Source organism: Mesorhizobium sp. M0018 (genome assembly GCF_040323955.1).
Lineage (GTDB): Bacteria > Pseudomonadota > Alphaproteobacteria > Rhizobiales > Rhizobiaceae > Mesorhizobium.
The window spans coordinates 17,371-39,199 of the sequence record NZ_JAMYVL010000029.1; the positions used below are offsets into that span (position 1 = coordinate 17,371).

The 21,829-nt window shown below is 64.3% G+C and carries 21 protein-coding genes and 1 pseudogene; 16 read left to right on the forward strand and 6 right to left on the reverse strand.

Translation table 11 applies throughout. From position 1 onward, the window contains the following. Nucleotide 1 precedes the first annotated feature (1 nt). Entirely contained in the window at nucleotides 2-1,228 is a 1,227-nt protein-coding gene (locus NKJ81_RS28515) for a caspase family protein (RefSeq protein WP_352542476.1), read from the reverse strand. 179 nt (nucleotides 1,229-1,407) lie between these two features. Here NKJ81_RS28515 and argJ point away from each other — a divergent pair, with 179 nt between their 5' ends. The 5 genes from argJ (at nucleotide 1,408) to NKJ81_RS28540 (ending at nucleotide 4,603) form a co-directional block, all read left to right on the forward strand. Continuing rightward, a complete protein-coding gene (argJ, locus tag NKJ81_RS28520; protein ID WP_352471333.1) occupies nucleotides 1,408-2,649 on the forward strand; it encodes a bifunctional glutamate N-acetyltransferase/amino-acid acetyltransferase ArgJ in 1,242 nt (413 codons plus the stop codon). Beyond that, complete coding sequence (locus tag NKJ81_RS28525) at nucleotides 2,649-3,428, forward strand: GNAT family N-acetyltransferase (protein ID WP_352471332.1); 780 nt, start codon at nucleotides 2,649-2,651, stop codon at nucleotides 3,426-3,428. The genes argJ and NKJ81_RS28525 overlap by 1 nt, the downstream gene beginning before the upstream one ends. Next, complete coding sequence (locus tag NKJ81_RS28530) at nucleotides 3,425-3,847, forward strand: (deoxy)nucleoside triphosphate pyrophosphohydrolase (RefSeq protein ID WP_023677979.1); 423 nt, start codon at nucleotides 3,425-3,427, stop codon at nucleotides 3,845-3,847. The genes NKJ81_RS28525 and NKJ81_RS28530 overlap by 4 nt, the downstream gene beginning before the upstream one ends. A gap of 127 nt (nucleotides 3,848-3,974) precedes the next feature. After that, the gene (locus tag NKJ81_RS28535) at nucleotides 3,975-4,280 is read left to right on the forward strand and encodes a hypothetical protein (RefSeq protein WP_352542477.1); all 306 of its coding nucleotides are present in this window, start codon (nucleotides 3,975-3,977) and stop codon (nucleotides 4,278-4,280) included. 143 nt (nucleotides 4,281-4,423) lie between these two features. Continuing rightward, complete coding sequence (locus tag NKJ81_RS28540; protein WP_352453066.1) at nucleotides 4,424-4,603, forward strand: Flp family type IVb pilin; 180 nt, start codon at nucleotides 4,424-4,426, stop codon at nucleotides 4,601-4,603. A 50-nt stretch (nucleotides 4,604-4,653) separates the two neighbouring features. On the opposite strand, the gene NKJ81_RS28545 is transcribed toward NKJ81_RS28540, so the two are convergent. Beyond that, nucleotides 4,654-5,526, reverse strand: a complete 873-nt coding sequence (locus NKJ81_RS28545) for a methyltransferase domain-containing protein (protein ID WP_352542478.1) — start codon at nucleotides 5,524-5,526, stop codon at nucleotides 4,654-4,656. Between the two features lie 54 nt (nucleotides 5,527-5,580). Between NKJ81_RS28545 and NKJ81_RS28550 the strand changes: the two genes are divergently transcribed. Genes NKJ81_RS28550 through NKJ81_RS28565 form a run of 4 tightly spaced genes read left to right on the forward strand, consistent with a single transcriptional unit; the run spans nucleotide 5,581 to nucleotide 7,978 of the window. Continuing rightward, nucleotides 5,581-6,381, forward strand: coding sequence for a ComF family protein (locus NKJ81_RS28550; protein WP_352542479.1), 801 nt, complete (start codon nucleotides 5,581-5,583; stop codon nucleotides 6,379-6,381). Nucleotides 6,382-6,409: 28 nt separating this feature from the next. After that, entirely contained in the window at nucleotides 6,410-6,679 is a 270-nt protein-coding gene (gene grxC, locus NKJ81_RS28555) for a glutaredoxin 3 (RefSeq protein ID WP_352491813.1), read from the forward strand. 10 nt (nucleotides 6,680-6,689) lie between these two features. After that, nucleotides 6,690-7,556, forward strand: coding sequence for a carbon-nitrogen hydrolase family protein (locus NKJ81_RS28560; protein WP_352503211.1), 867 nt, complete (start codon nucleotides 6,690-6,692; stop codon nucleotides 7,554-7,556). Beyond that, on the forward strand, nucleotides 7,553-7,978 hold the full coding sequence (locus tag NKJ81_RS28565) for a DUF1178 family protein (protein ID WP_352471325.1): 426 nt from the start codon (nucleotides 7,553-7,555) through the stop codon (nucleotides 7,976-7,978). The genes NKJ81_RS28560 and NKJ81_RS28565 overlap by 4 nt, the downstream gene beginning before the upstream one ends. 141 nt (nucleotides 7,979-8,119) lie before the next feature. Here the strand turns inward: NKJ81_RS28565 and NKJ81_RS28570 are convergent, their stop codons facing one another. Then, nucleotides 8,120-8,920, reverse strand: a complete 801-nt coding sequence (locus tag NKJ81_RS28570) for an SDR family NAD(P)-dependent oxidoreductase (RefSeq protein ID WP_352542480.1) — start codon at nucleotides 8,918-8,920, stop codon at nucleotides 8,120-8,122. Between the two features lie 152 nt (nucleotides 8,921-9,072). Here NKJ81_RS28570 and NKJ81_RS28575 point away from each other — a divergent pair, with 152 nt between their 5' ends. Then, nucleotides 9,073-10,293, forward strand: coding sequence for a helix-turn-helix domain-containing protein (locus tag NKJ81_RS28575; RefSeq protein WP_352471322.1), 1,221 nt, complete (start codon nucleotides 9,073-9,075; stop codon nucleotides 10,291-10,293). Between the two features lie 9 nt (nucleotides 10,294-10,302). Beyond that, nucleotides 10,303-10,956, forward strand: a complete 654-nt coding sequence (locus NKJ81_RS28580) for a Vgb family protein (RefSeq protein WP_352471321.1) — start codon at nucleotides 10,303-10,305, stop codon at nucleotides 10,954-10,956. A gap of 54 nt (nucleotides 10,957-11,010) precedes the next feature. Here the strand turns inward: NKJ81_RS28580 and NKJ81_RS28585 are convergent. Together NKJ81_RS28585 and NKJ81_RS28590 are read right to left on the reverse strand one after the other, a co-directional pair. Next, nucleotides 11,011-12,503 (reverse strand): annotated as a pseudogene (locus NKJ81_RS28585) (FAD-dependent monooxygenase). A 69-nt stretch (nucleotides 12,504-12,572) separates the two neighbouring features. Beyond that, nucleotides 12,573-13,058 (reverse strand): MarR family winged helix-turn-helix transcriptional regulator, encoded by a 486-nt coding sequence (locus tag NKJ81_RS28590; protein ID WP_352542481.1) that lies wholly within the window; start codon nucleotides 13,056-13,058, stop codon nucleotides 12,573-12,575. Between the two features lie 101 nt (nucleotides 13,059-13,159). On the opposite strand from NKJ81_RS28590, the gene NKJ81_RS28595 reads away from it, so the two are divergent. Next, complete coding sequence (locus NKJ81_RS28595; protein WP_352542482.1) at nucleotides 13,160-14,050, forward strand: DMT family transporter; 891 nt, start codon at nucleotides 13,160-13,162, stop codon at nucleotides 14,048-14,050. A 19-nt stretch (nucleotides 14,051-14,069) separates the two neighbouring features. Here NKJ81_RS28595 and ubiG read toward each other — a convergent pair whose 3' ends face one another. After that, a complete protein-coding gene (ubiG, locus tag NKJ81_RS28600) occupies nucleotides 14,070-14,819 on the reverse strand; it encodes a bifunctional 2-polyprenyl-6-hydroxyphenol methylase/3-demethylubiquinol 3-O-methyltransferase UbiG (RefSeq protein ID WP_254816707.1) in 750 nt (249 codons plus the stop codon). A gap of 214 nt (nucleotides 14,820-15,033) precedes the next feature. On the opposite strand from ubiG, the gene NKJ81_RS28605 reads away from it, so the two are divergent. The 4 genes from NKJ81_RS28605 (at nucleotide 15,034) to ptsP (ending at nucleotide 21,827) form a co-directional block, all read left to right on the forward strand. After that, nucleotides 15,034-15,603, forward strand: a complete 570-nt coding sequence (locus NKJ81_RS28605) for a putative glycolipid-binding domain-containing protein (RefSeq protein WP_352542483.1) — start codon at nucleotides 15,034-15,036, stop codon at nucleotides 15,601-15,603. 122 nt (nucleotides 15,604-15,725) lie between these two features. Beyond that, on the forward strand, nucleotides 15,726-17,957 hold the full coding sequence (locus NKJ81_RS28610) for a sensor domain-containing diguanylate cyclase (protein ID WP_352471316.1): 2,232 nt from the start codon (nucleotides 15,726-15,728) through the stop codon (nucleotides 17,955-17,957). Between the two features lie 163 nt (nucleotides 17,958-18,120). Next, a complete protein-coding gene (locus NKJ81_RS28615) occupies nucleotides 18,121-19,374 on the forward strand; it encodes an aspartate kinase (protein ID WP_352471486.1) in 1,254 nt (417 codons plus the stop codon). 182 nt (nucleotides 19,375-19,556) lie between these two features. Beyond that, nucleotides 19,557-21,827 carry a phosphoenolpyruvate--protein phosphotransferase gene (gene ptsP, locus NKJ81_RS28620; protein WP_352471315.1) on the forward strand — a complete coding sequence of 757 codons (2,271 nt, stop codon included), beginning with the start codon at nucleotides 19,557-19,559 and terminating at the stop codon, nucleotides 21,825-21,827. The last annotated feature ends 2 nt before the right edge of the window (nucleotides 21,828-21,829 follow it).

A 21,829-nucleotide genomic window follows, 5' to 3' on the forward strand; every position in this document is an offset into this window, starting at 1 on the left:
TTCATTCCAGCGCTTGCGACGTCTCCGAGGCAACGCGCCACGCGCCGTCGGCCAGCACGAGTTCCAGCGTCACCCGCGCCTTGCCGGTCAGGCGCTGCGCCGATTTGTCTTTCGGCACATAGTCGTAGCGCATGGCGAAAACCACGTCGGCACGGTCCTGGCCGTGCGGCGTCACCTCAAGGCTGCCGGGCTCGAGGCCGAACGACCACGATGCCCATTGCGCGAACCAGTCCGTCTTGACCTTGACGATCGCCTCGCTGTCGTAGCGCGTGCCGTAGATGGTGGCCGACGCACCGTAAAGCCGCTTGACGGTTTCGCGCATCCTCTTGGCATCCAGCGCCAGATAGTCCTGGCGCAGAAACTGCTCGATGGCGCTCTTGTCGCCGACGGAGCGCTCGAGCGCTGCGACCTCAGACGCGGGAGCCGGGCTGACGGCCGGTTTCGTTTGCCGGGCAGTGTCTCCGCCCGGAACGAATTCGAAACGCTCGAGCAGCGACCCCTGCTCCCAGGGACGCTGCGCCTCGCGCGTTGCGGAAACGACGTCGCGGCGCACCGCGATCATCATGTCGTTGATGCTTTGTCCGGGCTCGGCCATATGCCGCAAAAGTGCCGCCGCAAAGGGCGAGTTGCGCCCCGTCCCGTCCATTGCGACGGCGCCGGGCGCAGTCGAGAAGGCGATGAATGAGCCGCGTGTCGACTCGAACTGGGCGAGGCCGGCGAGAGCCGTCGCCGAGCGCGTGATGGTGCTGCGGCTGAGGCTTCGGGCAAACGGGTTGTTGCGGCAGGCATCGAGGAAGACCAGGCTGACCTTGGTCTGCTGCTCCATGATGTCGAGAACCTCGTCGATCGGCACCGCCTCGAGCTGCAGCTTGACCGGCATGTCCAGCCGGGCGTCGACCGGCACGATGAAGTTGCGCCCGTCGACCTGCAGGCCGTGGCCGGCATAGTAGAACAGCCCGGCACCGGCGCCTTGCAGCGCATCGGAGAATTCGCCGATCTTGCGTTCGAGCTCGCGCTTGCCGAGATCGTTGCCTTCGATCACCTCGAAGCCGATGGCGCGCAGCTTGTCGGCGATGTCGAGCGCATCGTTGACGGGATTGGCCAGCGTGCCGGCTTCGGCGTAGCTGCCGTTGCCGACCACAAGCGCCACGCGCCGCGCCGTCTGCGCATCGGCGCGCAGCAGCAGAAAGCCCAGAAACGCCAGTGCCAAGACCACAAGCCTGCCCATGGGGCAGGATCATAGCGCTATCGGTCGCAGCGACGCCAACAAATTTGCAACAGCCTGCTTGCTGCATGAGGCGGTGTCAGGCTTCCGGCACCCGTAACGGCTGTGAAACGCCTTGCGCCAGCGCGTGCTATCGGGCAAACCGGCGTTCCTTTCGCGATTTTTCCCGCCCGGGGTCTTCCATGTCCACACAGGTTTCGCCGCTCGCGCCGAAGAAATATCCCAAGATGCCGGTGATCGAGGGCGTGCGCATCGCCACCGCCGAGGCCGGCATAAAATACAAGAACCGCACCGACTTGCTGGCCATGGTGTTCGACGCCGGCACCACCGTCGCCGGCGTGTTCACCAGGTCGAAATGCCCTTCGGCGCCGGTCGATTTCTGCCGGCAGAATCTCGTGGCTGGCAAGGCACGCGTGCTGGTGGTCAATTCCGGCAATGCCAATGCCTTTACCGGCCAGAAGGGCCGCGCCTCGACGGCACTCACGGGCGAGGTGGCGGCGAAAGCGGCCGATTGCACAGCGGGCGAGGTATTCCTGGCCTCGACCGGCGTGATCGGCGAACCGCTCGACGCCGGCAAGTTCAGCCATCTGCTGGCCGGGCTGGTCAAGGACGGCAAGCCGGAATTGTGGACCGAAGCCGCCAAGGCGATCATGACTACCGACACCTATCCCAAACTGGCGACCGCGACGGTCAAGCTCGGCGATGCCGACGTCACCATCAACGGTATCGCCAAGGGCGCCGGGATGATCGCGCCCGACATGGCGACGATGCTTTCCTTCATCGCCACCGATGCGCCGATCGCAGCACCGGTGCTGCAGGACCTCCTGTCGCGCGGCACGGCCAAGACCTTCAACGCGGTTACCGTCGACAGCGACACCTCGACCAGCGACACGCTGCTGATGTTCGCCACGGGTGCTGCCGCCAGGCGCGGCGCGCCGGCAATTTCCGACCCCAAGGATGCGCGCCTCGGCGCCTTCCGCCGTGCCCTCGGCAAGGTGCTGAAATCGCTGGCACTGCAGGTGGTGCGCGACGGCGAGGGCGCCCGCAAGCAGGTCGAGGTCACCGTCACCGGGGCCAAATCGGCCCGCTCGGCCAAGCGCATCGCGCTGTCGATCGCCAATTCGCCGCTGGTCAAGACGGCAGTCGCCGGCGAGGACGCCAATTGGGGCCGCGTCGTCATGGCCGTCGGCAAGGCCGGCGAACCGGCCGACCGCGACCTTCTGTCGATCTGGTTCGGCGATAACCGCCTGGCCTATCAGGGCGAGCGCGACGCCGCTTATTCCGAGGAGGCGACTTCGGCGTATATGAAGCGCGACGAGATCCGCATCCGCGCCGACATCGGCATCGGCCGCGGCAAGGCGACGGTGTGGACCTGCGATCTCACCAAGGAATATGTCGCCATAAACGGCGATTATCGGAGCTGATGGCGTTGGCTTCCAGACATCCGGCAAGCGTGTTGGCGATCGTGCGCCGCTATGAGGCGGCCGGCTTTCGCGCCTGGCCGGCGGCCGCCGTCCATTATGACGGCACCTGGGTGGTGCGGCTGACGGCCGGCCACCCGGCCAAGCGGCTGAACTCGGTCAATCCGCTCGATCCGGGCGACATCCAGCACATTGCCGAGCGCATCGGTCGCGCCAGCCGCCGCTTCGACGCCTATGGCAGGCCGCTGACCTTTCGCATCTCACCGCTGTCGGGGCCTGATCTTTCGAAGTACCTCGACAGCGAAGGCTGGAGTACGTTCGCGGAGTCGCTGGTCATGCGGCTGCCGCTGGCGGACGCCGCGCTCGACGATGCCATGGACCAGATTCCGTTGAAGGACATCAGCCGTTTCATCGGCGCGGCGCTCAAGGTGAGCGGCTCGGATGTGTCGCTGCGTCCGGGCCTGTCGGAGATCATCGGCGCCATCCAGCCGGAGGCCGGGCTGTTTGCGCTGGAGGCCGGCAGCGAACCGCTGGCAACGTTGATCTGCGTGCATGACGGCGACCTTGCCGGCCTGTTCGAGATCGCCACTGACAGGTCGGTGCGCAACCAGGGCCATGGCCGCCATCTCATCCGGTCGGCGCTGAAATGGGCGCGGCTGCGCGGGGCGCGGGAAGCCTGGCTGCAGGTCGAGGCGGACAACGCGCCGGCGCTGGCGCTCTACCGTTCGCTCGGATTCGACGAAGTCTATCGTTATCGCTATCGCCGGCCACCCGGCGCATGAGCGGCTTGGATACGATCGGCAAACGCCTGCTCCTGGTCGCGGCCTGCGCGCTGGTCGATGCCGACGGGCGCGTGCTTTTGGCGCAGCGGCCCGAAGGCAAGCAACTCGCCGGCCTGTGGGAGTTTCCGGGCGGCAAGGTCGAGCCCGGTGAGACGCCGGAACAATGCCTGATCCGCGAATTGTACGAGGAGATCGGCATCGAAACCGACATCCCTTGCCTGGCGCCACTCACCTTCGCCAGCCATTCCTACGATGATTTTCACCTGCTGATGCCGCTGTTCGTCTGCCGTCGGTTCCGCGGCATTGCCCAACCGAAGGAAGGCCAGGTGCTGAAATGGGTGCGGCCGCGCCAGATGCGCGATTTTCCAATGCCGCCGGCCGATGCCCCGCTGATCCAGTTCCTCATCGATCTGCTGTAGCGGCCGACCTGCCGTAAATCGGGCAGCGCCGCAACGCGCCGGCAGCAGCGTTAATGAAAGATTTATCTGACCGTGAAAAATTGACGCTAGGCGGTTTCGCCGATTCCACCGCTGGGGAGCGATTTGCATGAGCCTTGAAAAGGACTGGGACTGGCCTTGGCCCGACCGCCTTCCTGGCGCCGCCAATGCCGGCATGGGAATATTGCGCATCGCCCTCTTGTTCGGCTCGGCCGCGGTGGCTCTGGCCTTGATCGCGACGCCCTACCTCGACAGCCGGACCCGCTCGCAGTTTGCCCGCGACGGGCTTGATACGATGAGCACCGGCTCGATCGGCCAGCGCGACAGCTATACGCTACGCAAGAGCGTGCTGCAGCCGCTGCCCAGTTCGGTCTGCGTTATACGGGCCGATGGCAGAAGCAGCGGCGACTGCTGACTCCTCAACAGATCTCCAGGATTCGGCTGGTTCCTAGAATGCAGCTGGTTCCTAGAATGCAGATGGTTCACCGCGCGTTAAGCCTGTCGCATTAACCTTTCTTAACGGGTCGGCGCTAGGTTCAGGCAAGAGGGATGGCGCCCATGAAAATCTTGCTGCAACGATTTTTAGAAGACGAGAGGGGTGCGACGGCTATCGAATATGGTTTGATCGTCGCCGTGCTGTCGCTTGCCATTGTCGCTGGTATTGGCCAGGCTGCCGGCGCCATCCAGTGGTTGTTCAGCGACAACAGCAGCAAGCTTGCCAACGCTTTTGCACAGTGACCCCGCTAGCTTTTGCGTGGAATACGCTTGGCTTTTGCGCAAGGATGCGCTCAGGGGCCGCCGGGGTTTTCCAGGATTGTCTTCAGCGATATTTTTGCGGAGCCCGGCTTCAGCGGCTTTTGCTGAGAGGCATCGGGCGCCCAGCCTGACATCCAGACCACCGAGAAACTCGCCCTGACGCGGCCATCGGCATCCGAAAACCGCTCCGCATAGATTTCGGCGGCGCGCGCGAACAGCGCTCGCGTGCCCGGCCGCCTGCTGCGGTCGACAAGCGCGCTGGTCTCGCCCATGGCGCGCAGGTCGGCGACCAGGCCAAATAGCGAATCGTAGCGCACCGTGATCGTCTCGACGTCGGCAACCGGCAGTGCCAGGCCGGCGCGCTGCAGCAGCGCGCCGGCGTCGCGGACGTCGGTGAACGGGATCACACGCGGGCTGGCGCCGCCATAGAGTTCGGTCTCGGCGGCAATCAGGCTTTCGCGCAGTTCGGAGAGCGTGCCTGTGCCGGCGAAGGCGCCGAGGAAAAGCCCGTCCGGCTTCAGCGCCCGGCGGACCTGCACCAGCATGCCGGGAATGTCGTTCATCGCCTGCAGCGACAGCAGCGACACTGCGAGGTCGAGGCTTTCCGGCTCGAATGGCACGGTTTCCAACGGCGCCAACAGTCCTGGCTGGCCACCCAGGAAAGCGGCGTCGGCCTCGACGCGCACGTTTTCCGTCACCTTGCCGCTTTCGGCGAGCACCTCTGCTGCAGCCGGCGTCTGGCAAAACAACGAGGCCGCCTTGCCGAACCTGCGTTCGACGGCGCCGAGCCGGTCGGCAAGATCCTCGGCCGCCCGCCGCATGAGGAAATCCGCGCCGGCGATGGGACGGGTCAGTGCCCGGCGCTTGCGCGCCAGCCAGAGCGAGGTGTCAATTACAGGCTGCAATGGGCAGGTCCTTGTGCTTCGCTCTCTGATATAGTGATGCGGAGGACCAACCACATGGCCGATCCCATGCTAGAGATCAAGCGTATTGCGATCAAGAGCATTGCCCGCAAGGCAGTGGGCTGGCCAGCGCGCCTCTTGTTCCCGCCGGTCTGTGCCGGCTGCCGCCGCCATGTCTCGCAGCCCGGCGTGTTGTGCGGCGCCTGCTGGCCGAAACTCAGGTTGCTGGAACGGCCATGGTGCCCGGTGATGGGCACGCCGTTCACCCACAGTATGGGTGAAGGGTTCCTTTCGGCGGAGGCGATAGCCGACCCGCCGCCGTTCGAGCGCGCGCGGGCGGCGGTCGCCTATTCCGGCGTTGCCCGCCAGATGGTGCAAGGGCTGAAATACCAGGACCGCACCGATCTGGCGCCGTGGATGGCGCGCTGGATGCTTCGCGCCGGTGCCGAGCTCATCGCCGAGGCCGACGTGGTCGTGCCGGTGCCGCTGCACTGGCGGCGTTTCTTCCGACGGCAGTTCAACCAGTCGGCGGAACTGGCGCGGGCGGTGGCGCAGCTCGGGGAGCGGCCTTTCGCGCCATCAGCCATCAGGCGCGTCAAACTCACGCGCCAGCAGGTCGGGCTTGAGCGGCGGGAACGCGAGGAAAATGTTCGCGCCGCATTCAAAGTGCCTGATGAGGCGGAGATCGAAATCACCGGCCGCCGGGTGCTGCTGATCGACGACGTCTACACCACCGGCGCCACCGTCCGCGCGGTCGCCAAGGCGTTGAAGAAGGGCGGCGCCGGCGCGGTCGACGTACTGACCTTTGCGCGTGTGCTGCCGGGGGACTTTCGGGCCGACGAATCGGCGCCTATATAGCCTAGGAACGAGGCAGGATTGCTGACCGATGGTCGATGTGACGATCTACACGCGGATGATGTGCGGCTATTGCACCGCGGCCAAGCGGCTGCTCGACAGGAAGGGTGTGACCTACACCGAGCACGACGCCTCGTTCTCGCCGGAGCTGCGCCAGGAGATGATCTCCCGCGCTCACGGCCGTTCCACCTTTCCGCAGATATTCATCGGCGACACGCATGTCGGCGGCTCTGACGATCTCCACGAATTGGAGGCGGAAGGACGGCTGGACAAATTGCTCGCCAACGGCTCGGCCAGATAAGGACATGACGATGGGTGGTTTCAAGGCGGCGGCGATCCAGATGCGTTCGGGAACCAGCCCGGAGCGCAATGCGGTCGATCTGGAACGGCTGGTGCGCGAGGCAGCAGGCCTTGGCGCGACCTATATCCAGACGCCGGAAATGACCGGCGCGCTGATCCGCGACAGCCAGGCGCGGGCCGCTTCCTTCACCTCCGAAGACAAGGACATCGTCGTCTCGACGTCGCGGCGGCTGGCCAGCGAGCTCGGCATTTTCCTGCATATCGGCTCGACCGCCATTCTGCGCGCCGACGGCAAGCTTGCCAACCGCGCCCTTCTGTTCGGGCCGGACGGCGCCAGGATTGCCACCTACGACAAGATCCACATGTTCGACGTCGATCTCGACAATGGCGAGAGCTGGCGCGAATCCGCCGCCTATGAGCCTGGCACCGAGGCCGTCGTCGCCGAAGTCAATGGCGCGAAGCTCGGCTTTGCCGTCTGCTACGATCTGCGCTTTCCGCAGCTGTTCCGTGCCGAGGCGCTGGCCGGCGCCGATCTGCTTACGGTGCCCGCCGCCTTCACCCGCCAGACCGGCGAAGCGCATTGGCATGTGCTGCTCAGGGCGCGCGCTATCGAGAACGGCGCCTATGTGGTTGCCGCCGCGCAGGGCGGCGTGCACGAGGACGGCCGCGAAACCTATGGCCATTCGCTGATCGTCGATCCCTGGGGCCGCATCGTCGCCGAAGCTGCGCATGACGAGCCGGCGGTGATCGTCGCCGAGATCGACCCGGCGCAGTCAGTCGCCGCGCGCAAAAAGATACCGAATCTCAAAAACGCACGCGATTTTGCCGTAAACGCCGGTTCGGCGGAGGCAATGCCGCTGAGGGGTGCCGCCTCTTGATCCGCTTTTCCCTGATCTGCGAGCACGAGCACGAGTTCGAGGCCTGGTTCCGCAGCAACGACGATTTCGACACCCAGAAGAGGCGCGGTTTCGTCGATTGCCCGGCCTGCGGCTCGCACAAGGTCGACAAGGCGCTGATGGCGCCTGCCGTCTCCACCGGGCGCAAGCGCGAAAGCATCGCGCTGGCCATGGGCGAGGCGCAGAAGCAGGCGCTGGCGCAGCTCAAGGCGCTGGCCGACAAGGTGCGCGAGAATGCCGACTATGTCGGCGACAAATTCGCCGAGGAAGCGCGCAAGATCCATTTCGGCGAAAGCGATCCGCGCGGTATCTATGGCGAGGCGACGCTGGACGAGGCCAAGAGCCTCGCCGAAGACGGTGTCGAGTTCATGCCTATTCCAAGCTTCCCCGACGACCGCAACTGATCCGTCAACTTGCTCCAGACATAGCGAGGCATCTCTCCGCCAGGCAGAGCCATGATCTGAAGGTCGGCGCCGTCGTCGGTGACAGGCGACCGGCTGCGTCGTGGAGCCATGCCGCCGCCCCCTGCACAAGCGTCCGCAATTTCAGGCCGAGCAGCAAGGATGGGGCTCGCGGGTAATCGTTTCGCTGCTTCTTTCATGCTCACTGCCTGACGGGCTTGCTTCACTTGACGGAGTTGCTTCCGCATAGGCTGCAAACTGGCGTTCAAGCGCCTTGACTGCACTGCTGCGCCAGCCCTCCGCCAGGGATTCCGACATGGGATCGGGGAAGATTTCCTCTTCGCCGTTCTCCACTCCGTCCAGGATCGCCCGCGCGACAGACTCCGGAGAGGCTTTCGCGATGTCCAGGCCCCGTGTCATGTCCGTGTCCACCGGGCCGGGAAGGACCCTGTGGACGCTGACACCCCGTCCGGCCAAAAGGGTGCGCAACGACTGCGACAGCGAGAACGAGGCCGCCTTCGAGATGGAGTAAGCCGGACTGAACGGCACGGCGGCAATCGAGGCCAGCGACAGAATGTTGACGATGGCTCCCCGCGACCGGGCGAGCAACGGCAGCAGAGCCTGGGTAACGTCGTACGAGCCGAAGAGGTTTACGGCGAGCTGTTGTTCGAGCACACGACGGTCGCTGAGGTCATCGATGGGCGATACGCCGGCGTTGTTGATGAGGATATCGAGAGCATCGATCTTCTCGACGGCCTCCCGGATCTGCGCAGCGTTGGTCACATCCATGGTCAGGGACGTCACACGCCGGTCCGGATGAGCCATCGGTTGGCGGGTTGCGGCATAGACGCGCTTTACGCCTCTGCTCAGGGCTTCCTCGACCAGTGCCCGACCGATGCCCCGATTGGCGCCAGTCACCAGGATGGTTGTACCTTCGATCTTCATTGCGTCTCTCCTAATGCTTATCGTTGTGTTCGAGCGTTGGCGCGCCGCAACTCAGGTTGGCTACAGTCGCCGTTGTCGATACGACTGGTTGGTGAGATGGACTTAGCGCCGGGCATCGAAGCCATGGGAGTGACAAGTGTGACGGGATTCCGATGGACTCGCTGATCACGGCCGCGGCGCATGCGCTTGCGACGGGCGATCCGCTCGGCGCCTTGAAGCGGGTTGCGCTGCGCGACGATGCGCCGGCGCTGGCGTTGCGCGGTATCGCGATGGCGCAGCTTGGCGACCTGGTTCGGGCGAAGGTTCTTCTCAAGAGGGCGGCGCGCGCATTCAGCCCGAGGGAGGCCGTGGCCCGCGCGCGGTGTATCGTCGCCGAGGCCGAGATCGCGCTCGTCTCGCGCGACCTTACCTGGCCGGCCAAGGCACTCGACGCCGCACGGGCGACGCTCGAAAAGCATGGCGACCGCGTCAACGCCGCGCATGCGCGCAACCTCGACGTTCGGCGCCTGCTGCTGATCGGCCATCTCGACGAAGCCGAGCGCAGGCTGGACGGCTTCGATCCGTCGCCGCTGCCGCCGGCATCGCGGGCCGCCCACGAGCTGGCTGTCGCCGGCATCGCCATCCGCCGCTTGCGGACCGGTCCTGCGCGCGCCGCGCTCGGCCTGGCGGCGCGGGCGGCGCGCGCGGCGGGCATCCCCGCGCTGATCGCGGAGGTGGAGAGCGCATCGCTGGTGCTGGACACGCCGGCCGCGCGCCTTGTCGCGCGTGGCGGGGAACGGCCCCTCCTGCTCGATGAAGTCGAAGCGCTCCTGGCGTCGGGGGCGCTCGTGGTGGATGCATGCCGCAATGTCGTGCGTGTCGCAGACACCGTCGTCTCGCTGGCGACCCGCCCGGTGCTGTTCGCGCTGGCCCGCGCGCTGGCCGAAGCCTGGCCGGGGGACGTGGCAAGAGCGACGCTCATTGCGCGCGCTTTCCGCGGAAAGGACGCGGACGAATCACATCGCGCACGATTGCGCGTCGAAGTCGGGCGGCTTCGCGCGGAGCTTCGGAGCTTGGCGGATGTGAGCGCGACGAAGCGGGGCTTTGCGCTGGCCCCGCGCCGCGCAGGTGAGGTCGTCGTGCTGGCGCCACCCGTCGAAGAAGAGCATGCCGCCGTGCTCGCCTTCCTCGCGGACGGCGAGTCTTGGTCGAGTTCGGCCCTGGCGATTGCGCTTGGAGCCAGTTCGCGTACCGTGCAGCGAGCGCTCGAGCAGCTCGCCCAGGCCGGCAAGGTGCAGTCGTTCGGCCGCGGACGGGCGCGTCGCTGGATGACCCCGCCGCTGACGGGTTTCCCGACAATCTTGTTACTCCCCGGCCCACTGCCGGGCTACTAGGATGGAATTATGGAACGATCCGCAGCCGAAATCCTTCGAGAATATGGACCCTTTCCGGGTGTCGACCACGTGGACGGCGTTACCTTCGACGGTGAGCATGTCTGGTTTGCCTCAGGCGACAGATTGAACGCCTTCGATCCGGCGAGCGGCAAAGTGGTGCGCTCGATCGACGTCGCGGCACACGCCGGAACGGCCTTCGACGGCCAGCACCTCTATCAGATCGCCGAGGATCGCATCCAGAAGATCGATCCGAAGAATGGCCAGGTGCTGGCGACGATCCCGGCGCCCGGCAATGGCGGTGATTCCGGGCTCGCCTGGGCCGAAGGAACACTCTGGGTCGGGCAGCATCGGGGCCGAAAGATTCATCAGGTCGATCCCGAGACAGGGGCAATTCTTCGCACCATCGTTTCCAACCGCGTCGTCACCGGCGTCAGCTGGGTCGACGGCGAGCTGTGGCATGGCACCTGGGAGGGTGAGGAGAGCGATGTCAGACGGATCGATCCTGAAACGGGAAAGGTCCTTGAGAAGCTCGATATGCCGCCGGGAACAGGCGTGTCGGGGCTCGAATCCGATGGCGGCGACCAGTTTTTCTGTGGCGGCGGAAACAGCGGCAAGATCAGAGCTGTTCGCCGGCCCAAACGAGGCTCGGCGACCAGGATCTGAGTTTTTGCCGTCCGTAGCCGTTTGACCATTCGAGCTAACTGGTTTTTGCGGTTTTTAGCCCGGTGGTCCGAACCAGGTGTTCATCGCGTCTTGAAGACCATCCTGCGTCCTGTCGCCTACCCAAGCAACATATCCGTCGGGTCGGATTAAAACTGCGGTTGGAGCGGAGACCAAACCTAGCGAAGGCAACTCCCATGGATCGTCGCATTTGGCGTAAACCAACTTAATGCGGTCTGACCACGGCTTGATGTCGAGGCTGCCCGGCGCGTCGAGATTCAAGAGCACTGGCCGCGCATTTTGGAGGAGCGCAAATACGCGCATGGGACCATCAGGCGTGGCCAGGTCGAGGTCGGGCATGCGGCGGCCGACCAGCGGATGCCCCTGGCCGAGGTCGTAATGGATACCAAGTCCGGACATCTCGGCAGCGATCCGTTTGCGAGGCTCCTCCATCCCAAGGAGCTCTGATACGATTTCACGCAAGGCTTCAGTGCGATCATCAGTACGTTGCAATGCGACCTGTGCCATTGTCGTACGCAACACGCGGGCCGCAACCGGATGCCGCTCGATGTGATAAGTGTCGAGCAAGCGTTCAGGCGATGTTCCTTTCACCACTTGGGCCAACTTCCAACCGAGGTTCACCGCATCCTGCACACCGATATTGAGGCCTTGTCCGCCCACCGGGGAATGCACATGGGCGGCATCGCCCGCTAGGAGAACCCGGCCCTTGCGGTAAGCCGCCGCCTGCCGCGACATGTCCGTGAACCTGGAAATCCAGGTTGGCTATGGATTCCGTAATCTGTTCCGCATGCGGCGACGAGCGCTTCGCGGAGATCGCGCAGCGTGGGCTCGGTCGTGGCGCCGACATTCTTTTCAGTGACCATGACGCCTATGGGACCTTTATCGGCAAAGACGACCTTGCCGTCACGAATTTCGTACTCTTCCCTGCCGAAGGCATGGATGCCAAGTGCGGTGCGATGAATGCCCAGTGGCGGCTCCTCCGCCATCTCGGCCTCGGCGAGGATGCTGCTGGTCGTCGCATCCCATCCTCGAAACTCAATGCCAGCAGCTTTGCGGACCAGACTGCGGCCTCCATCACACCCGACGAGATAGCTTGCCCGCAGCGACGCACCATCGGACAGTTCGATGGTGACGCCGGCGTCGTCCTGCACGAAACACGTTAATTCACGGGCGCGATAGATCGGCACTGCCAGCTCGCTGACCCATCCAGCGAGAATGCGCTCAATGTGTTTCTGTCTCAGCGCCAGCCCGTAGTTGTGGCGGGTCGGAAAATCGCTGATGTCTAAACGCATCGCCGCGAATCCCGTGACTTGGGCTATTTGTCCTTCCGCGAGGAACCGGTCCGCGATGCCGCGCTGATCGAAAACTTCGAGAGTGCGTGAGCTCAGACCTCCAGCACGCGAACCGGCAAGCTCCTGGTTCGGGCGGCGTTCGACAATGGCTACTTCGATGCCTGCCAACGCCAACTCGCCTGCCAGGGTCAGGCCCGTCGGACCTCCTCCGGCAATCACGACTGCATGTTCTGTCATCGGCAAACTCCCCTGGCAGTTACGACTCCCAATGCAATGATCGCAGAGTCCCAGTGGTTGCCGTTTCGGTTAGTTCAGGCTCGCTATCAATTTTTCGAGCAGGCGAGCCAGCATGATCTGCTCCGGGCGTATCAGGCCAGAAAGTATCTGGTGCTCGTTGGCGACGTGAGCGGTAACCGCCTCGTCAATCAACGCCAGACCCTTTTTAGTCAGCTGCACGACAATGCCGCGGCGATCGTCGGGGTGCGGCCCGCGCTTGATCAGACCGGATTTCTCGAGCCGATCGAGGCGGTTGGTCATCGCGCCCGACGTTACCATCGTCGCCTCGTAAAGAGCCGTCGGCGTCAGCGCGTATGGCGGCCCGGAACGACGCAGCGTCGCCAGCACATCGAATTCCCCGGATTGCAGCCCGTAACTTGCAAACAGCGGCGCCAGCCGCTCTCGTGCGATCAGCGAGGCGGCCTCGTTCAACCGTCCGAGCACGGCCATCGGCGAGACATCGAGATCCGGCCGTTCCTTTTTCCATTGCCCGATCGCTTTTGCTGCGCGATCCATGTCTCTCACCGTTATGTATCTTGACGTGAAGAATCTTTACCTTATCTTACCTCAGCTTGCGATATTGGCCAAGTGCCGCGAACGGGCGACGGGACGGTGCGATGAAATTTCTCTGGGACTCGGCGCTTGGCCTTCTGGTTGTCACCGGTGGACTGCTCGGCCTGACGCTGCCGTTCGGCAAGATCGCGACGGCGGCCGGCGTGGCCGCCATGATCTGGGCCTTCGTCATCTCGCTTGGTGCCGGCGGCGTGCTTTTGTGCGCATTGCTGCTCAACGGGAAGCGCATGCGGCTTACGCCGCACAGGCTGCGCTATTTCTTCGTCACCGCGGCCGTCTCATATGCAATCCCCAATCTGCTGATGTTTTCAGCCATTCCGCATCTGGGCGCCGGCTACAGCGGCATCATGTTCACGCTGTCGCCGGTCGTCACGCTGGTGTTCTCGATGCTGCTCGGCGTCAGGCGCCCGACCATGCTGGGCATCGTCGGCATAGTCGTCGGTTTCGTCGGCGCAGTCATGGTGGCGGTGACGCGCGGCGAAGCGGGCCAGCCGGCCGAATTTTTCTGGGTTGCGATGGGCCTGCTCATCCCGGTCAGCCTCGCCGCCGGCAACATTTACCGTACCGTCGACTGGCCCGAAGGCACCGGCCCGATCGAGCTCGCCGTCGGCAGCCACCTGGCAGCAGCCTTGATGCTGTTTGCCGGCATTCTGGTCCTGCTTGGCGGCAATGCATTCGGCTCGCTCGGCGGCGTGCCGCTGGTCGCAGCGGCACAGGTGGCATCAGCCTCGGCGATGTTCGCCTTCTTCTTCCGCCTGCAAGCGGTCGGCGGCCCGGTCTATCTCAGCCAGATCGGCTATGTCGCGGCGGCGGTCGGGCTGTTTGCCGGGACCCTCTTCCTCGGCGAGCGCTATCAACTGCTGACCTGGGCCGGTGCCGTCATCATCACCGCCGGCGTGTTCATCACCACCAAGGCGCAAAGCCAGAGGCCATAGAGGCCAGAAGGCGTAAGCTTCAGACGGATGCCTTCTCCGCCAGCACCATGTAGTTGACGTCCATGTCCTTCGAGCGCTGCCAGCGGTCGGCGAGCGGGTTGTAGGTGACGCCGGTGCGGTCGATGACGGTCAGGCCGGCGCCGGCAAGCGCCTTTTCCAGTTCCTCGGGGCGCACCAGCTTGCCGAACTGGTGGGTGCCGCGTGGCAGCCAACGCAGCACATATTCGGCGCCGATGATGGCCAGCCCCAGGGCCTTCAGCGTGCGGTTGATGGTGGCGACGAACATGATGCCGCCGGGCTTTACCATCTCGCCGCATTTGGCCAGGAACAGATCGACATCGGCGACATGCTCGACCACTTCCATGTTGAGGATGACGTCGAATTTTTCGCCGGCATCGGCAAGGTCTTCCGCGGTCGTGGCGCGATAATCCACGCTCACGCCGACTTCCGCCGCATGCAGCTTGGCCACTTCGATGTTGGTGGCGGAGGCATCGGCGCCGACCACTTCGGCGCCAAGCCGCGCCATCGGCTCGCACAAGAGCCCGCCGCCGCAGCCGATGTCAAGGAAGCGCAGGCCTTCGAACGGCCGTGCCGCACGCGGATCGCGGCCGAAGCGGGCCGCCACCTGGTCGCGGATATAGGCAAGCCGGATCGGGTTGAACTTGTGCAACGGGCGGAACTTGCCGTTCGGGTTCCACCATTCGGCGGCAAGGGCGGAAAAGCGTTCCACCTCTCCGGCATCGATCGTCGATCGTCGGGGCTCAGGCATGGCGTGGTCTCCTCGGACGCTAGGAAGTCGGGCGCGAGGCTGCGAATGTCAAGGCGCGAAATTCACCGCCGGCGGTGCGATGCGCGCGATGCCTTCCGGCGCCGCCTTTTGCCGGCTGCATTTGTGTCAGCACGTGTCAGTTGATGGTGTGCCGGAAGGAAACGCCTAGGCTTTGGCGGACGAAGCAGAGACATCGGGTTCGGAGGAGTGCGCAATGATGCGAGCGGTTGCTTCCATTCTTTGGCGCCGGCTTGACCAGGAAGGCCACGACGCTTGCCTTCTGTCGGAAGCGAGTTCCGGGTGGAACCTCAGGGGACACGCGCTTTTCGTCCAGGACGGCGAGCCGTGCAGCATCGCCTACGAGGCGGACTGCGACGCCGATTGGCATACACGATCGGCGCGCGCCGACGGCTTTTTCGGCACGCAACAGCTGCATTACAGGATCGACCGGCTGACCGAGCGCCAATGGACGCTGAACGGCGAGCATCAAGCGGAAGTCGACGGTCTCATCGATGTCGATCTCGGCTTCACGCCCGCCACAAACCTTTTGGCGCTTCGCCGCTTTGCCCTCGATGTCGGTATGGCGACGCCCGCGCCGGCAGCCTATCTGACATTTCCCGAACTCAGGCTCGTTCGCCTCGAGCAAACCTATCAGCGCGTCGATGCTGCACATTACGCCTATGCCGCCCCGATGTTCGGCTACCACGAGACACTGGAGGTCTCGCCGCTCGGTTTCGTCCTCGACTATCCGCGCCTGTGGCAGGCCATCGTGCGGACGGGCTGAACCGCCCGCGTTGGGAGTGCAGCTGGCCGGTGTGGCTTAACGGCAAATTTACGATATTGGCGGTTTCTTAACGTTGGGTCAGTGTTTGGCATTTAGATTGCTGTCCGAGTAGGGGCAGCCCGGTGCGCATAAGAACCCAGATAGTCGCGACATTGTTCAGCGCCGTGGCCTTGATCGGCCTGGTCGGCGGCGTTGCGATCGTCTCGCAGATATCGCTGACCAAATCCGTGGCGCTGGCCGAGGCGACAAGCGTCGCACGGCAGTTGGCCGAAACTATTGCCTTCAGGGCATCGGACGCGCCGCGTTCATTATTCGAGAGACCAGATGGGCTCCGCGAATTCGTGACTTTGCAGCACGGCCGCTCGAAACGCGATCTCGTCATCGTAGACAAAAACAAGGTTATTTTCGCCGACGTTCCGGGAGAAGAGCAAAATATCGGCACGACGTTCGACTACGATCCCGGCAATGAAATCGCCCGGACGATTGACGACGGCGTGCCGCGCAACTTCGTCGAGGCCAGTGCCGACGTGGCCGATCCGATTGACCTGGTTGCGGTGCCGATCGAGGATGCACCCGGCAAGATCGTCGGCGCCGTCCTGTTCGAATATACGCCGCTGCTGCGTGCCGCGCAGCAGCGCACGAACGATATGCTGTGGCTTGTGGGCCTGTGTACCGCGGCAGCCGTGCTGATCGCGGCGGCCTCCGCCTTCCTGTTGTTGCGAGGCTTCAGTAAAGGCCTTGCTGGTCTCAACCGCGGCATCGAATCGCTGGCGCGCGGCGACGCCGGGGCCCGTATCGGCCGCACCTCCGATGACGAGTTCGGACAGTTGGCGCAAGGGTTCGACACTATGGCCTCCGAAATCGAAGCCTCGCGCGCTCAACTTGTCGATCAGAAGGCCTACATCGAAGACATCGTCCAGACCGTTGCCGAAGGCATCGCCGTCATCGACGGCAAGGGTCAGGTCGTGTCCGTCAATCCGGCGGCAGCCGAGATCATCGGGCGGCGCAGCGACAAGGTCGTGGGGCAGGACTGGCAGTCGGCCCTGGATATCAGGGGGCCGTCGGGAGACAAGCCCGCGTCGGGAACATCTCCGGTCGAACTGGCCATGACCACCGGCCGCCGCCACCAGAATGAGGTGAGGCTGGCAAAGCCGGATGGGACCTCCTTGCCCGTGGTCGTCAGCTGCAATCCGCTCAACCGCGCCGATGGCGGCATCGTGCTGACGCTCAGCGACATCAGCGACCTGCGCAGTGCCGAGCGGGCGGTGCACGATCGTGCCGAAGAACTGGCGAGGCTCAATCGTGAACTGAAAGAGACATCGGAGGCCACGACCCGCCTGGTCAAGCTCGGCGAACTGCTTCAGGCCTGCGTCACTTTTCACGAGGCATTTTCCGTCGTCGGCTCCGCCATGCCTGATTTCTTCGGCGGATTGAGCGGAACCGTTCATCTGACCAGTGCGTCGCGCAACCTGGTGGAGGAGATGGCGCATTGGGGCACCATCCGGTCGAGCGTCGGCCAGTTCGGACCGGAAGATTGTTGGGCGCTGCGGCGCGGCCAGGAGCACGTCGCCGGTCCAGGCATGCTGACGCCGCGCTGCAACCACATCACCGAAAATGGCGGCCGCGGTTATGTCTGTATGCCTCTAGCAGCGCAGGGAGAGACACTTGGCATCCTGCATCTGTGCGAGCCGAATGCCGTTGACAAGCCGGAGTGGCTTGCCGAACGGCAGCAGATACTGCGTGGCGTCGTCGATACGCTGGCGTTGGCGCTTGCCAATCTGCGCCTGCGCGAGACGTTGCGGCAGCAGTCGATCCGGGATCCCAACACCGGGCTCTACAATCGCCGCTACCTTGAGGAGACCAGCAGCCGCGAGCTCAGGCGCCTGGAACGTGCCGAGCAGCCGCTGACGTTGATCATGCTCGACGTCGATCATTTCAAGCAGTTCAACGATACGTTCGGCCATGAAGCTGGGGATCTCGTCCTCAAGCAGGTGGCCGCCACGCTGGTCGACCATGTCAGGGAAAGCGACGTGGTTTCGCGCTACGGCGGCGAGGAATTTGCCTTGATGATGCCGGGAACGTCACTGGCCGATGGCGCCGATCGCGCCGAAGCTCTGCGAAAGGCGATCAAGCAGCTGCATGTCACGCATCGCGGCCGCACGCTCGGCACCATCACCGCGTCGTTCGGGGTCGCCGCCTTCCCGGAGCTCGGCGCCTCATGGGCGGAGATCGTCAATGCCGCGGATCGCGCTTTGTATCAGGCAAAGGCTGAGGGCCGTGACCGCGTCATCGCCGGAGCGGGTCTCGCCCGTGTCGAGCAGCAAAAGCCAAAACTCACCAAGAGCGTGGCTTGAAATCTGGTTGATGGACGGGGCAAGGCGACGGAATCCTCACCGCCTTGCGAAACCGCTATCATTTGGCTAAGGAGGCCGCGCATTGAGCGCCCGGCCACAGCTTGGCGCATTTTTCCGCTTTTCGGCCTCCGGTCCGGCATCCAGTCAAAGGCATTTCGCTTCTATGGCGCGCATCGTGATGAAATTCGGCGGAACCTCCGTCGCCGACATCGCCCGCATCCGCAATGTGGCGCGTCATGTCAAACGCGAGGTCGACGCCGGCCATGAGGTCGCCGTCGTGGTCTCGGCGATGTCCGGCAAGACCAACGAGCTCGTGCAATGGACGCGCGAAGCCTCGCCGATGCACGATGCGCGTGAATATGACGCCGTGGTCGCGTCCGGCGAGCAGGTCACTGCCGGCTTGCTGGCGATCGCGCTGCAGAATATCGGCGTGCATGCCCGCTCCTGGCAAGGCTGGCAGATCCCGATCAAGACCGACAACGCGCATGGCGCGGCGCGCATTCTCGATATCGACGGCGGATTCCTGATCAAGCGCTTCGGCGAAGGCCAGGTGGCGGTGGTCGCCGGTTTCCAAGGCATCGGGCCGGACAACCGGATCGCAACGCTCGGCCGCGGCGGTTCCGATACCAGCGCTGTCGCCATCGCGGCAGCGGTCAAGGCCGACCGCTGCGATATCTACACCGATGTCGACGGGGTCTACACGACCGATCCGCGCATCGAGCCGAAGGCGCGGCGGCTGGCCAAGATTTCGTTCGAGGAAATGCTCGAAATGGCCTCGCTCGGCGCCAAGGTCCTGCAGGTGCGCTCGGTCGAGCTTGCCATGGTGCACAGGGTGCGTACTTTCGTGCGGTCGTCCTTCGACGATCCCGACGCACCAGGAATGGGAGATTTGCTTAATCCGCCGGGAACGCTTATTTGCGACGAGGAAGAGATCGTGGAACAGCAGGTCGTCACCGGAATTGCCTACGCCAAGGACGAGGCGCAGATTTCGTTGCGCCGCGTCGGCGATCGGCCGGGCGTCGCCGCCGGCATTTTCGGGCCGCTGGCCGAGGCCAACATCAATGTCGACATGATCGTCCAGAATATCTCTGAGGACGGCAAGTTCACTGACATGACCTTCACCGTGCCATCCGGCGACGTCGACAAGGCGCTCGCCGTGCTCGAGCGGCTGAAGGCGACGATCGGCTACGACGTGGTGCAGTCGGAAGCCGGCATGTCGAAGGTCTCGGTCATCGGCATCGGCATGCGCAGCCATGCCGGCGTCGCCGCTACCGCCTTCAAGGCGCTTGCCGACCGCGCGATTAACATCCGCGCCATCACGACGTCCGAAATCAAGATTTCGATCCTGATCGACGGTCCCTATACGGAACTAGCAGTTCGCACTTTGCATTCCGTGTACGGTCTGGATAAGCAGTAGCGGACTGCAACGGCCCGAAAATCGGAATCGATTTTCGGAAGGCAGGATGCAGCGGATCGAAAATCTTGGAGCGGTCTTTATGCGTCCAATTGGACGATGGCGCTCTAATTGAGTTGTTGCGTTTGTGCCGCTGTGCAGGGCAACCTGCACCGGTTGAAATGCTATTGGAGGAAGAAGCCGCGATGCGTGATTCGGCCAGTGGCCCGCGCGTTTTGCTGAAACGGCTCCGCGAGCTCATGCAAGAGCCGCTGGAGCCGCAGGAGCGGCTTGACCGAATCGTGCGCGACATCGCCTCCAACATGGTTGCCGAGGTCTGCTCGCTCTATGTGCTGCGCGCCGATTCGGTGCTCGAACTCTACGCCACCGAAGGCCTGAACCCGAACGCCGTCCACCTGGCGCAGCTCAGGCTGGGCCAAGGTCTGGTCGGCACGATCGCGGCCTCGGCGCGGCCGCTCAACCTCTCCAATGCGCAGGAGCATCCTGCCTTCGCCTACCTGCCGGAGACAGGGGAAGAGATATACAATTCCTTCCTCGGCGTGCCGGTGCTGCGGGCAGGGCGGACACTCGGCGTCCTGGTCGTGCAGAACAAGACCATGCGCCATTATCGCGACGACGAGGTCGAGGCGCTGGAAACAACGGCGATGGTGATCGCCGAGATGATCGCCACCGGCGATCTGGAGCGGCTGACAAGGCCCGGCCTCGAGCTCGATCTGCGCCGCCCGGTAAGCTTTACCGGCCTGTCCTTCAACGAAGGCGTCGGTCTCGGCCATGTGGTGCTGCACGAGCCGCGCATCGTCGTCACCAATCTTTTCAACGAGGACAGCGAGGAAGAGGTCAGGCGGCTCGACGCGTCGCTCGGCTCGCTCAGGCTCTCCATCGACGACATGCTGGAGCGCCGCGACGTCGCCTTCGAGGGCGAGCATCGCCAGGTGCTCGAAGCCTATCGCATGTTCGCCAACGATCGCGGCTGGGTGCGCCGGCTCGAGGAGGCGATCCGCAACGGCCTGACGGCCGAAGCGGCGGTCGAAAAGGTGCAGAGCGACATGCGTGCCCGCATGCTGCACATGACCGATCCGTATCTGCGCGAACGGATGAGCGATTTCGACGATCTCGCCAATCGGCTGCTGCGGCAGCTGATGGGGCGCGGACCGGAGGACGTCGCGGCCTCGCTGCCCAAGGACGCCATCATCGTCGCCCGCTCGATGGGTGCTGCGGAGCTGCTCGATTATCCCAGGGACAAGCTGCGCGGGCTGGTGCTGGAGGACGGCGCCGCGACCAGCCATGTCGTCATTGTGGCGCGGGCCATGGGCATACCGGTCGCCGGCCAGATGAAGGGCGCCGTTTCCATGGCGGAAAACGGCGATGCCATCATCGTTGACGGCGAGGAAGGCGCTATCCATCTGCGCCCGCAGCCCGACCTCGAGGCGGCCTATGCCGAGAAAGTGCGCTTCAGGGCGCGGCGGCAGGAGGTCTACCGCGAACTGCGCAAGAAGCCGTCGGTGACCAAGGACGGGGTCCAGGTCGATCTTCTGATGAATGCCGGGCTGGCGGTCGATCTGCCGCAACTGGCCGAAGCGGGTGCGGCCGGCATCGGCCTGTTCCGCACAGAGCTGCAATTCATGGTCGCTTCGACCTTTCCGCGCGCCGAAGCCCAGGAGCGGCTCTATCGTGACGTGCTCGAGGCGGCGCGCGACAAGCCGGTGACGTTCCGCACCATCGATATTGGCGGCGACAAGGTGCTGCCCTATTTCAAGGGCTCGATCCAGGAGGAAAATCCGGCGCTCGGCTGGCGCGCTATCCGCCTGACGCTCGACCGGCCTGGATTGCTGCGCACCCAGATCCGCGCGCTGCTCAAGGCGTGCGGCGGGCGCGAACTGAAGCTGATGCTGCCAATGGTGACGGAACTCGGCGAGATCGCGCAGGCGCGCGAGATCATCGATCGCGAGGTGCGGCATTTGTCGCGCTTTGCCCATCATTTGCCGACCAGCCTGAAGCTTGGGGCGATGCTGGAGGTGCCGTCGCTGCTGTTCCAGCTCGACGAACTGATGAAGGCGGTCGATTTCGTCTCGGTCGGCTCGAACGACCTGTTCCAGTTCGTCATGGCGGTGGACCGTGGCAATACCCAATTGTCCGACCGCTTCGACCCGCTGTCGACGCCGTTCCTGCGTGTTTTGAAGCAAATTGCCGACGCCGGGGCGCGCAACCAGACGCCGGTGACCTTGTGCGGCGAACTGGCCGGCAAGCCGATCTCGGCGATGGCGCTGATCGGCCTTGGCTATCGCTCGATCTCGATGTCGCCGGCATCGATCGGCCCGGTCAAGGCGATGCTGACGGAACTGCCGCTCAGCGAACTGGAAGCGTTCTTCGACGATAATCTGATGGCGCCGGCGCATGGCCTGCCGATGCGGGCGCTGCTGCAAGCCTTTGCCGACGACCGCTCTATACCGCTATAGAC